This window comes from Pseudomonas deceptionensis (assembly GCF_900106095.1).
Taxonomy (GTDB): domain Bacteria; phylum Pseudomonadota; class Gammaproteobacteria; order Pseudomonadales; family Pseudomonadaceae; genus Aquipseudomonas; species Aquipseudomonas deceptionensis.
Genome location: NZ_FNUD01000002.1, coordinates 1,701,028 through 1,713,445 on the forward strand (window position 1 = coordinate 1,701,028; position 12,418 = coordinate 1,713,445).

The window sequence follows — 12,418 nt, forward strand, 5'->3', positions numbered from 1 at the left end:
ACCATTTATCTATCGATGGATTACCCTCCCATACGCTGTAAAAGCTCGTCGAGCCTCCTGAATTGAGCGGTGTCCCTGAGAGTTGGGTCTGACTGCACGATTGAGTTCAAGCATTGTCGGAGCTCTTCAGGGAGGACGTGATGCTCCCCGGTAACAGCCTCAAGAAGTGCTAGCGAGTCCTTTGGATAAAGACTGCAATGACCTGAGTCAGCCAAGCTTTGCATCACGGAATAAGAGAACTCCAATGGCATCAACCAATCGAAAATGGCCTTTAAGGCTACAGGGAATTTTTCCCCGGCGGCCAATGCCAACTGAGCGAGAGAGTCTGCGATTCTCTCAGTTTTCAGCTCCAAACTTTTTGGCCATATCCCCTCCCAGAACGGCTGTATACGGTTCGACCAATTTTCCTCCCGTTGACCCGCTGCACCTTCCAGGGCTTGTGAGAGCGCCTGTGCCGACTCCTCTAGCCCATCGACGGGCAGCGCCGCAATGGCTGTGCGCAGTTCTTGGACGGAGAAGCCTTCAACTGGGCCTATTGCTACATAAGTGAAGAAAGCGGCGAATTGCTGCTTGTGCTCACCCAGCTCCTCGTAGTGATGTGCAGTCTGCAGGAATTCAGGTTTGAAGGCGGCTAGCAGCGGTTGGTAGAGCCGCGGCGACCACAGAAATCCTTCCCAGATGCCCTTTGCTTCGAACGCATCTCGCTCCCAATTCAACAGAGGGAGCAGACAGTGCTCTGTCCAATCCTTGTCGACTCGGTAGAGCGAGATCAGGTGCGATCCCAGGATCACTCGACCATGACGGTAGCGTTGGATATTCGTGTCCGTCAGCTCCGTGAAGAAGTCTGACAGTGCTGGTGGGAGCCCTTCATTATCGCGAGGGGACTGCCGATACCAATGATTAATGAGAACTTGAGTGACCATTCCGACGAGATGGTTGATGGCTTCATTAACGGGGCGAGCATTGGAGGAATCGTCCTCTGGTTCAGCATCTGATACAGATGGCAGATCCATTAGACGTCGGCACAATGCGTAGAGCTGATCCTCATCCCTGATCGTGGTCTTCTCGGAGAGGACCTCCAACCAGTTGGAAACGCCATGAGCGATTTCGCCCAATTTCTCATCAGGGAGGGCCAATACTACGGGGGCTGCGTGCGTCCAAAAACGAGCATGCAAACGTCTACCCCGCCATGCTCGGAGTGCTTCCCGCCAGCGCTCAATCGGCCATTCCCCCTGTGAGGACAGTTCGGAGAGAGCGTGAAGAGTGGTCAGCGGGCGCTTTCGACATGTGTCGCTCCATGTGTCCCGGCTGATCCCATACGAATCCTTCGGCGGTAATTTGAGCCATTCAATCAACTCAGCCTTATTGTCAGGCGCGACGCTGACTTCAATGCTGCTTTCAAAGTCGGGGTCACCACTAACAGTCATCCAAGAGGAGAACTCATCTCGCTCATTTTCCGAGACTCGCCACAGTGGGTTGGCCACTGACAGATGTTGCAGGCGTTTGGCGGCGGAGGCATTCAGTTTGAACCCAGAGGTTTGGAGCTTTACCAGGTTCAGCCAGATTGAGTGCGCAGTGGCGCCCTGGATGCGTTCAGGCTCCAAATCGGTACGGTAAATGTCGCGTGGAGGGCCTTTGAGGATCGCGCGCTGAAGCTGCGCCCCGACTGTCCTGGATAGCTGGCCACCCTGAAGGACTAACAGACGCAGTACCTCCCTCCGTGTTTCAATCGACCAGAGCCACCAGCCTTCGTCAGATGTAAGCCAAGACACCCATAGGTTCTGGTCGATGCACTTTTCCTGGCTGGCTGCGAAGAATGCTAATCGCTTGAACGCTGGGTAGGGTATATCGAACCACCGCGCAGCGATTTGGCTAGCGTGACTAGGCTTTTCAAGCCGCAGTGCCAGCCACATATCACGTAACAGTTCGATAAGCGTGACCCACTCCCGGAAGCCTCGGTTCTGAGGGTGCGGTAGGATTGAGGGCAAGTGTCGGTAAGACTTGTCTGAGCGATTGGTCGCATCACCCAGTAGGCTTGCAAGATCCAATACCTCTAACAGGAGGCGTTCGAAGTCATCGATTAGCCCGGGTAGAAACCCGCGCAGGTTGCAATTTATTAGGTCTTGCAGAGTCGAGCGGACATGGTTGGAGTCCAAGACGACCTCCCAATTCAAGCTCTCTTTGAGGCGCTTTTCCCCATCATTGTCGCTGGCACTACTTCCCCAATGCATCGGCCCCCGAAGCAGTAATTTAGGTGCCAGCAATGAACGAAGCTCGAGTCGATGGAGTACTGACATGCCATCTGTTCTGACGCGGCTAAGCCAGCTGTGAAGTCCAGTATGTTGATAGAGCGACTTGACTCGACCGCTGAGCAAAATACGCCATAACACCTCCATCTCAATGGTGGGAACCGCATTGGGAGCGTGCGTTAAAATTTCTTTTAGCTCCAGGCTTCTCCCGTCCCGGCGTAGAGACGCCAGATGATTGAGTTGGATCTCGATTAATGACTCGAGATAGCTATGCGGGACACCTCCTTGAGACACGATCCACATCAGTAACTGCGGGTCATTTAAATGTCTGATCAACCATCGCGATAGATGGCTCATGACGTTATCCATTTGCACAGTGTTCGCGACGCCGGAAGCAAGCCGCATTTTAGGAGCAAGCCCATAAGGCGTGGGGCGATCGATCAGGCTGAATTTCAATTTCTCATCCGCTTCCAGCGAAGCGGGGATGCCAAATCGATTGAGGTCACAGTGTCTGAAGCGGGCTTCTGAGAACGCATGTGTCAGCCATTCCAGAGGAGGTACGGGATTGATCTCCGCGAAGTGACGGGCCGGAGCGCCGGTCTTGTCTGCCAGCGCCCAAAGCATTCGTCCTACAAAGTCATCTTCCGTGGTGCTGGAGGAGGGGCGTGCAAGCGCACTCTCTGAGACCATCCGCATCTTTCCGGTCATTCCGTCCCGGTAAGTCTCACTCCATGATTGGAGCGTGTTATGCAGGCGCCAATGAGGTTTTTTGTGTGGTGTCACCTTGTAGAGGATGGGTGTGACGCCTTTGGCTTTCCACTCGGTTGTCTTGAGCTCCTCCTGGCCTGGCACGCAATCTCCAAAGGCCCAAGCCTGAAGTGTGGTTTCACCTAGCATCCGGTCAGCAGCGAGTGCGTCCATCATGTAGCGGAGTACTGGGTCGTTGATGCTGTACCCGACGAAACAGACGATATAATTGCGAAAGAGCTCACTTACAAAGCGGGCAGCCCAGCGTTCGGTTAGGTACGCAAGTCCGAAATCGCCGCTGGTGACAACCAAGCGATTCAACGCATCTTCATCAGGCTTGTGCGGCAGCGCACCGTGCAGGGCTACCAACCCATTCCACCGGGTTTTTTTGGGGATAGGCAGCATAGGCGCGGTGAAGGTCTGCAACTTTTGCTTGGAGCGCTTAGCCGCTGAGTCGAATAGCCGGTCGAAGTTTGTGGTTACGAGTCGAAGTGCATCTTCCCTCGTACGTGCAAGCCTAAGCAATGCTTCGTGTGTTGACGTGGCCGCTTTGAGCTTGAGGTTAGGTTTCAGTGCAGCAGCCAGCGCAGACCTCACTCTCCCTCGTTGGCCGGGCATCCTGCGTTCGAGAAGGTCGAGTGTCGCATCGAATTTCTCGCTCTTGAAGGCTTCCTCCTCGATCGCATTTTTTGTCGTTCCCAACTGATTATAGATTTCTTCAACCAGGCCCTTGAAACCTGGCAGACCCGCAGGGTACGAAATTCCTGCCCCGCAGAAGAAAACCACTTTCCCCTCTTCATGTGCCTGCAAAAGCTCTTCGGGGACGTCAGGCCCATCTGCTACAAACTGCATGCTGCTGCTCCTAGAGCGTGAAGGCTGAGCATGCTCAGCAGAATCTCAATAGCGGTTTATGGCCACAGCGCCTAGTTTCAAGCATAAAGCACAGCTCAGGCTTCACAGTCCATACCGAGATTCGGTTCTGAGCTGTCTCGACTCTGATAGGTGGGCACCGAAAGGGGATTGTGACAGCGTATCATCAACCCGGACGTTGTCTGCCATAGTCGGTCGCCGCGAATAGCAGGCAATGGATATGGGTGAATTAGGTGAGCTTAATGTCTGAGGCGTCGCCGAATTCCTGCCTCCGTATCCTGCCGCTCCGCTTCATGTTCGTAGGTCTCCACCATTGATGCTAAAAGTGATGAGGATACGAACGGATGGGAGAAGTTTAGGGCCTCGGCCCATTTGCGATACTTCGCAGCGAGCTCTCTCTCCTGGCCTCCTCCTTCGCCACGCCAATGCGCGCCTCGGGAGTTGTAGAGCCCGGTATGAGCTCCTTGCGAAATCTCTTCGGAACCCAGCTCCTCCATGACGTCGCGAACAACTTCATTTGGCCACACTCCATCCTTCCCCTCAGGGGCATGGGATAGAAGCTTACCAAGGCAAATATCGGCTATTTCACTTCGGTCGAGTTCGAAGCAGCTTCGGCGGACTGTCGCCATCCATTCAGATAGTTTTTCACGGGCGAGTTCCTCAGTTGCTTCATTCTCGCCAGGTATCCGCTCCAAGGCTGTCAGCAAGCGATATCCTTGTTTAGCCAAGCGCTGCCTTCCTTCTTCGGTGCTTGATTCTGAAGGGTCACTCCCAGGAGTATTGCGCTTGTACATCCAGGTTATAGCCTGGACGAATATTTCAGGATGGTCCTCGACATAGCGTTCTAGATTAGGGATCTGATGTCCATCACCACCTCGAAGCGAGGAAGCCAATACATCAATAAACATAAACTCAAGTCCGGCTTTTTCCTCAATCAGCACATCTGGGTTTTGATCTAAGAGTTTAAAGGCTTGTTGGATTTCATAGCTTTGAAGCTGGTACTCACCGCCTTTATCGTTGCTTTCATTTGAGATTCCGGAAAGCATCTGAACCAGTAGTTCTGGACGTACTTCATCAAGCTTGAAATGAACTGAGGAGAAGGCTGCGCGAGGTCTTCCCGCGCTAAGAAGATTCACGATGCCTTCGTTATTCTGGTCTGGCGCATCAAACACAAACTCTGGAGTTACATCGCGCCAGTAACTACCCTGAGCATCGGCTGAGAGTTGATCTAAGAGAGCCCAAGTCGCTCTGCAATAATGTGAAAGAAGTAATATGTGCAGGGCATCACTTTCAGAAATCTCATTGAGTAAAGTCATGAAAAGAGCGGCATGCTGTTCTTGATCAAGCCCTTTCAAAACGCCACTCGCGATGGAGTAATAGCTGGGGTTTTCATTCCCCTTGCCTATGCACTGCAGTACTAGTTCTCCAATCTGCTCAGCCTGCAAGATTGCGCGCGCTAGATACCAGCCGATTTGCCGATGAAAATTGCCCTTAGCAGCAAGATCAAAAACTCCATCTAAACCATTAGTGGAGACAATCTCGCTCAAGGCTTCAAGGCGAAGTTTTTCAATGCGACGTTCACGAGCCTCAAAATCAAGCTCCTCACTAGAGAGTTCATCTGCTGACTCCTCTACCCAGCCATGCCTGAACAGCCATTCGTGCTTATTGATGACGTCAGTTGGCTTCATCGAGGCGTAAACATCCTTCGCGATCTTCGTAAGCATTGCCTGAGCAACTTCGTCGTGAGGGGGCTTCCGTCTGCGTCTTGACAGCACCGTCACGCGGATTTTTTCACGTACGCGGGCGATATCGGCATCTGTAGCTCCAGCTATCCGCCATTCGCCAATTAGTTTCCAGACCTTCTCTTGGTCCTCGACCGATAGCGCGTGAAGCCTCGCTATGAGGTCACAGATCATGTCGACTGTATAAGACGGCCTGCTTAGCGCTATCTTGACCATTTCGCGGACATAATCATTGATAGGCTCCCACGTACTGAATGGCTCACCAAAGCCGTATCCATCTGGCCTCCATTTGGGTTTCTGGGTGTAGTCTCCAATCCGACTACCGAAATCGCCGAACTGCTGGAGGCAGATTTCCCAGCCTACTGAAGGGTGTTTCTCCATCAACATATGCATGGCCTTCAACCGCAAGGCGTGATCAGCTGCTGTCTGCGGCATCCATGCTCTGAATATCGACCCCAGAGAGCTGATTGGCTTATTACCCCAATTGTCCTGAATTTTGACCTCGGCGAGCCGCCCCAAAATTTTGACTACTCTAGGAAAGGTTGCGGGATTCCAAGCCAGCCCCTCAAGCGCCCAAAGAAGACCTGTGCGTTTAGGTGATGCAAAGAGGCCTGGTGCGACAGGGTGTAGCAAGTCCATTGTGCAAGGCATATCTGATCTGAGGTCGCGCTCTATAATGCTCAAGAGCTCCTTCGGGGCAGCTTCTGCATAGAGTGGGAGATCGCGATCATTCGCTTCTAGTTTGCGGGTTTCAAGCGGCTCAAGAAGTTCCGACACCAGTCTGGCGGCCGCTACTTCCCCATCAAAACCGAGACGTTGCCCAAACAGGTGCTTTCCATGCACAGCGAGCAAAACTAAAGTTTCAGAAATACCTTCGCGCAGAGCTGAGGAGAACTCTCGTTTTTTTCCATGAATTGCCGCCGCCCAGCGATCTTTCTCTGGGAGGTCAAGGGCCGGGTCGTCTTCACCTAGAACGATTTTCGCGATGTCGAAAAAGTGATTGAGGTCACCAAGCGTTACCGCTCCGGCAATCGCAAATAATGAGTCAATTTTGGAAATTACGCCGCGATAGTTGCCTAAGGACCACATGGGTGAATCGTTAAGCAGAAGTAGTTCCTGTACGCGTCTTTCCAGTGCGTCAAAGGAGAGGTCATTCGCTAGCAGTGATAGAACTTTATAGTCTGCATCATTGCGCGTATCCCAAGTTCCTAAGAGTGCGAGCGGGACTAGGTTAGAGGCGGCCTGATGATCGGCAGCCCAAGTAGGGGTTTTTATCGCTGGGATTGTAGAAAGTATCCGCCGCAACACAGTCAACGAGCGGCCAGAAGCGTTGGTAAGTCTATTGATTTCGTCGCGCCCTTTGTTCATCGCCTCAAGAGCTTTGTTGAAGGCCTCATAACCTAATGGCTCTAGGATAATGTTCGGGTTAGCATTCGCAGCGTTGCGCGGGTACACCACGATAGTTCGCAGGGATCCACTATAAGGCCCGAATTCCCGTTCGACGTTTCGAGTATGGGCAACGGCAATGAAATTAGTCGTGCTTTGCGCAAGATTTGGTAGTACTCCACATTCGTCGAAAACAAGTACTCGGTCTTTGTGAATCTGGAACTCCGGCTCGCTGAACATCTGGCTCAAGAATGCAATTGCCTCCTCAACCGAGTCGGCCGTTATAACGAGTGGCTCTGAGTCGCACTTCGAAAGAAATGATTTTATACGGCTGCGCCAGACATCCATCGGTGTGCTGAAGAGTGACGGGTGAAGGGGGGGGGTTGCGACATTGGCCCAATCGGTCCAACACTTCTCGAGAGTTCGAACGCCTTTCGAAGGGCGTTCAGTTTGATTGGCAAACCATGTTTGTGCCGCAATGGATGTTTCCATCCATTGCTCCAGGTCGCTGACGTCGTAGGCTCGGACGTCCTTCCAAAGCCCCTTTGCCTGCATGGTGGTAACCCATGCTGTCTTTCCAGGCCATCGCCGCGGTGTGACAAACACAAATGTCGTGTTTTCACTATCCGCCTTCTTAATCGCCTTTACGCTCTTCGAGAAATCGCCGTCAGCTTTTCCTTTGATGTCAACATTGACCCCGAATTCCCATCCTGACACGCCTTCAGGAATCCAAGGCGTACCTGAAGAGGCTTTGATGAAGCCATCCCAGCCAGGGCGTTCCGCATCATCATTACCAGGGAAGTCAACCTTCTCCAGGCTAACGCCAGTCGAATTGACAAGAGTGCGAAGCAGAACCGATAGCTGGGTGCGGGCCGCGATTGTTTTTGAAAACCAATCGCTTATGTCATTGCCTGTAATACTGAGAAACGGTGCTACATAGGCGCGCGCGTTCGCAGTGGAAACACCTGCCTTCGCGGCGTGTGAGTCAAAAGAATTCTGTAGGTTAAGGATATCTGTGGCTGGAACACCAAAAACTCGCTCCAGCCGGGCGGCCATATCAGGTGTCGCTGACACCTTCGCGTTGAGGAAGTTTGACACTCCGGGACGGCTGATACCGATGAGTTTTGCCGCTTCGGTCACCGTCAGCTTTCGAGGCTTGAGGATATTTTCTCGGACCCAGTGACCCGGGTGCGGGGAGGTATCTTTCTTTTCCATGGTCTGGGTCCGCCAATTTGTAATGTGTAAGGTTACACCTTACGCATATCGATGGCGGTTAAGCAAGATCTGTCTGCATCAGTTGAGCATAGGGGGAGAAGTAGCTGAGTCCCTAAATGAGTACCCTTTTTTGTATTTAAACAGTGGTGTCTGCTGATATTAAAGGATTTCAGTAGCTAGGTTTTGTTCCTGTCTCCGGCACCATCTGAAAGTTGTTGATGCATGCGCTCAGGTGCGTCGCTGCAAACCCACGGCAATGCGTATAAAGGCCCTGGACGCAGGTGACGCCTGGCGCTCATCCAGCACCGCCAGCCCCACGCGGCGTGTCACCGGCGGGCTCAGCATCTTTTTGATATAGCTTTTAGCGTGGAGTGAGCCACGCGCTGGCAATGCTTGTTCTGCCAGAATGCTGACCCCGAAACCCATCTCGACCATAGCCAGTGTGCTGATTAACTGGGCACTGCGATGAAGCACGTTGGGCGCCAGTTTTTGCGCTGAAAACAGCCGTTGCAGCAGTGGCCCCGAACCGGCCTCGGTCATGATGAAGGGGCTGTCGCAGAGTTCTCCAAGGCTGACATGCTGCGCCCCGGCCAATGGGTGGTTGGCAGGCAGCAATGCAACCATTTGGTCCTCACAGAGCACAAAGGTGTCGAGTTTGTCCTCGGGCAGCACCACAAATCCCACATCGACCCGCCGCTCCTGAATCCAGCTGATGACCTCCTGGTCTGTCCCTTCGTCGATGCGTACCTCTATCTCCGGATAGGTCCGGCGATAGTGCTCAAGAATGTCAGGCAGCAACTTCATGGACGCAGAAGGCCCAAACGAACCGATACGCAGTGTGCCGCGTTTCATCCCGCGTGCATCGGCGGCTTCCTGGCGCATGGTTTCGGACAACCCGAGGATTTCCTGGGCCCGCAGCAGCAGTTGTGCACCTATATCGGTCAGCTCAACACCGACCTGATGGCGGTGAATCAGCTCAACCCCCATTTCCTGTTCCAGTGTTTTGAGTGCGTGGGACACCGCTGACTGGCTGATACCCAGGCGCGTGGCGGCCAAGGTGAAACCGCGCAGCTCGGCTACCCGGGCAAAAATTTCGAGCTGGGTAAACGTCATCGAGTTGCCCCATGAGCTTTTGCTCATTTCTGTATGAGTTTGTATCTGTCCGAGTATAGGCGCATCACTTCTTACAGGCGCTTATCGGCATGCACACCACCTACCTACCGAGTTGGGTTACATCGAAATACACCGTTTACGCCAAGCTGGTAGCGGTGTCGTGTTTGTGGGGCGGCACGTTTGTCGCGGGGCGTTATCTCGCGGCGGATACAGCGCCACTGCTCTCGGCCTGCCTGAGATTTTTGATGGCGAGTTTGACTCTGGTACTGATCCTGAGTCTGCAGCGCAAACTGAAAATATCGCTGAGCCTGCGTCAACTGCTGCAATTGGCGGTGCTCGGTTTTTTTGGGGTGTTTGCCTATAACCTGTTTTTCTTTTACGGACTGCATTTCATCAACTCGTCGCGGGCGTCGCTGATTGTGGCGCTCAATCCGGCGCTGATTGCATTAACCGCCTTTGCATTTGCGGGTGAGCGGCTCAGACCGGTCAATCTGGCGGGTATCGTCCTCTGTATCGCAGGTGCAATGACCGTGATTGTCAGCAAGAGTGCGGGCTCCATCAGCCTGGAGGCGGGTGCCTGGCGCGGTGATCTGCTGATTCTGGGCTGTGTTATGAGCTGGGTGATCTACAGCGTGTTTGCCCGCAAGCTGGTCGGGGAAATCGGCCCGCTGCACACCGTGATGTACTCGGTGCTGGCAGGCACCTTGATGCTTTTAATTGCAGCCATCATTCAGGGCGATTTAAACCTTTCAGCCGTTTCTCAACTTCGCCAGTCACAGTGGCTGAGCCTTGTTTACCTCGGCGTCTTTGGCTCGGCACTGGCGTATATCTGGTACTACGACGGCATTCTGAAAATCGGAGTAACCCAATCCGGTGCATTTATTGCCCTCAACCCGCTGTCGGCGGTGGCGCTGGGGATGCTGATTTTGGGTGAACGCCTGAGCCTGCCCATGGTGCTGGGTGGCTTGCTGGCCATTACGGGCATCGTGCTGTGCAATCGCGGGCCAAGGTCTGTCTGATTGACGGCGTACATTGATGTCCGAAAATGGCGAGAACCGGCAAAAATTCGGTGCTATTCTGCGGCCCATGAGCACAGATAACAGCCTCTCCACGCCCAGTACCGCCGCTTGCGAAATCGCTCGCTTGAGCCGCGATGCGCGTTTTGACGGGGTGTTTTTTACTGCTGTACTAAGCACGCGGATTTACTGCCGTCCGGTGTGCCCGGCACGGGCGCCCAAAGCCGAAAATGTGGTGTATTACCCCAGTGCCGCCGCCGCTCAGGCTCAGGGCTTTCGCCCCTGTTTGCGCTGCAGGCCGGAGCTGGCGCCGGGCAATCAGCTCTGGTTGCAAGGCGAGCATCTGGTGTCGCGGGCGCTCAAGCTGATCAATGAGGGCTATTTGGCAGATCACTCGCTGGAGAGCCTGGCCGAGCGCATGAGTGTCAGTGCCCGGCAAGTGCGTCGTTTGTTCGTGCAGTACCTGGGGGCGCCACCGATGGCGGTTCATGCCACCCAGCGCCTGCTGTTTGCCAAGCAACTGCTGACCGAAACCGACCTGTCGATCACCGAGGTGGCCATGGCTTCGGGTTTTGGCAGCCTGCGCCGTTTCAATGCGGCGTTTGCCGAGGCCAACCATGCCGAGCCCCGGGCGTTCAGGCGCAGCCCAAAGGCGCGGGCGGATAAGGCGCTGGTGTTGCGTTTGGGCTATCGCCCGCCGTATGACTTCAGTGCGTTGCTGGGCTTTCTGCAAACCCGTGCCTTGCCCGGTATTGAGCAGGTTGACGGGCTCAGTTATCAGCGGGTTTTCGGGCAGCCTGATGCGCCCGGCTGGCTGCGGGTCAGTGCATGGCCGGGTGAGCATCATGCGTTACAGCTGGAGCTGCGCAACGTCCCCCCCGGTCAGATGCTGGGAGTGGTCACGCGGGTCCGACGGATGTTTGATCTGGACGCCGACCCGCTCGCCATCGCCCGCACCTTGGGTGGCAGCCCGCTGCTGGCGCCTGTGATCGAGCGCTATCCAGGCCTGCGTTTGCCCGGGGGCTGGGATGGTTTTGAAGTGGCCGTGCGGGCCGTCCTGGGTCAGCAAGTCAGCGTGGCGGCGGCGCGCACGTTGGCCAGCCGTATCGTGCAACGCTATGGGGTTGCGATTGAGCCCGGTGCAGGTTCGAATCTGGACCGCCTGTTCCCCGGCCCCGAGCAACTGGCAGTGGCCGACCTTGGGCAGATGGGCATTACCCAGGCACGGATCAACACGATTCAAGGGATTGCCCGCGCGCTGATCGAGGGTCGGGTCGATTTTGCGGTGGAGCAACCGTTAGAGCGCTTTATCAGCCGCTGGGTGCAACTGCCCGGCATTGGCGACTGGACCGCCCATTACATTGCCATGCGTGTGCTCAAACACCCTGATGCGTTCCCGGCAGCCGACTTGATTCTGCGGCGTGAAGCCAACCCCCGGGGTGAGCCGTTAAGCACCAGGGCGCTGCAAACGCTGGCCGAAAACTGGCGCCCGTGGCGGGCCTATTCAGTGATGTATTTATGGCGCGCAGCCACCGATTCAGCTGCTGCACGGAAGGTATGAACATGACGCAGATCTACTACGAACAAATGCCATCACCGATAGGCCCGCTGTTTTTGGTTGCCGATGATGAAGGGTTGCGCGAGGTGCGTTTTGAGCTGGACCGCCGACCCCATTCGCCGCAGGAAGGCTGGGTGCATTCGCCGCAAAAACTCGCCGAAGTTCGTCGCCAGTTGGAGGAGTACTTTTCGGGCGATCGTCTGACGTTTGATTTGCCGCTCAAGCCGTTGGGCACTGAGTTTCAACAGTCTGTCTGGCACGCGCTAACGACCATCCCCTACGCGGTGACCACCAGCTACGGCCGGATTTCGCAGCAAATCCAACGGCCCAAGGCGTCGCGGGCGGTGGGGGCGGCGAATGGGCGCAACCCGATTCCGATCATCATCCCGTGCCACCGTGTAATCGGCAGCAACGGCACGTTGACGGGGTTTGCAGGCGGGTTGGCCGTCAAGCAATGGCTGCTTGAGCATGAAATGAAATGCCAGGGCTTTGCGCTGTCTTGATCGCGAGGTTGTGGGAGCA

At 54.8% G+C, this 12,418-nt stretch carries 6 protein-coding genes; 3 read left to right on the forward strand and 3 right to left on the reverse strand.

The window, feature by feature from the left end:
- Window positions 1–20: 20 nt before the first annotated feature.
- The 3 genes from dsr1 to BLW11_RS07795 form a co-directional block, all read right to left on the reverse strand.
- Complete coding sequence (gene dsr1 / locus BLW11_RS07785; RefSeq protein WP_048359248.1) at window positions 21–3,848, reverse strand: anti-phage defense-associated sirtuin Dsr1; 3,828 nt, start codon at window positions 3,846–3,848, stop codon at window positions 21–23.
- Window positions 3,849–4,105: 257 nt separating this feature from the next.
- Entirely contained in the window at window positions 4,106–8,209 is a 4,104-nt protein-coding gene (locus BLW11_RS07790; RefSeq protein WP_074836736.1) for a HigA family addiction module antitoxin, read from the reverse strand.
- Between the two features lie 228 nt (window positions 8,210–8,437).
- Entirely contained in the window at window positions 8,438–9,322 is an 885-nt protein-coding gene (locus BLW11_RS07795) for a LysR family transcriptional regulator (protein ID WP_048359247.1), read from the reverse strand.
- Window positions 9,323–9,411: 89 nt separating this feature from the next.
- Here BLW11_RS07795 and BLW11_RS07800 point away from each other — a divergent pair, with 89 nt between their 5' ends.
- The 3 genes from BLW11_RS07800 (at window position 9,412) to BLW11_RS07810 (ending at window position 12,399) form a co-directional block, all read left to right on the forward strand.
- Window positions 9,412–10,341 carry a DMT family transporter gene (locus BLW11_RS07800; protein WP_048359246.1) on the forward strand — a complete coding sequence of 310 codons (930 nt, stop codon included), beginning with the start codon at window positions 9,412–9,414 and terminating at the stop codon, window positions 10,339–10,341.
- Window positions 10,342–10,408: 67 nt separating this feature from the next.
- A complete protein-coding gene (locus tag BLW11_RS07805; protein ID WP_048359540.1) occupies window positions 10,409–11,899 on the forward strand; it encodes a DNA-3-methyladenine glycosylase 2 in 1,491 nt (496 codons plus the stop codon).
- A gap of 2 nt (window positions 11,900–11,901) precedes the next feature.
- Window positions 11,902–12,399, forward strand: a complete 498-nt coding sequence (locus BLW11_RS07810; protein WP_048359245.1) for a methylated-DNA--[protein]-cysteine S-methyltransferase — start codon at window positions 11,902–11,904, stop codon at window positions 12,397–12,399.
- Window positions 12,400–12,418 lie beyond the last annotated feature (19 nt).

Excerpts from the sequence above, each read along its gene's own strand:
- dsr1 (WP_048359248.1), bottom strand. The coding sequence starts at position 3,848 with ATGCAGTTTGTAGCAGATGGGCCTGACGTCCCCGAAGAGCTTTTGCAG.
- BLW11_RS07805 (WP_048359540.1), top strand. The coding sequence starts at position 10,409 with ATGAGCACAGATAACAGCCTCTCCACGCCCAGTACCGCCGCTTGCGAA.
- BLW11_RS07810 (WP_048359245.1), top strand. The coding sequence starts at position 11,902 with ATGACGCAGATCTACTACGAACAAATGCCATCACCGATAGGCCCGCTG.
- BLW11_RS07790 (WP_074836736.1), bottom strand. The coding sequence starts at position 8,209 with ATGGAAAAGAAAGATACCTCCCCGCACCCGGGTCACTGGGTCCGAGAA.
- BLW11_RS07795 (WP_048359247.1), bottom strand. The coding sequence starts at position 9,322 with ATGACGTTTACCCAGCTCGAAATTTTTGCCCGGGTAGCCGAGCTGCGC.
- BLW11_RS07800 (WP_048359246.1), top strand. The coding sequence starts at position 9,412 with ATGCACACCACCTACCTACCGAGTTGGGTTACATCGAAATACACCGTT.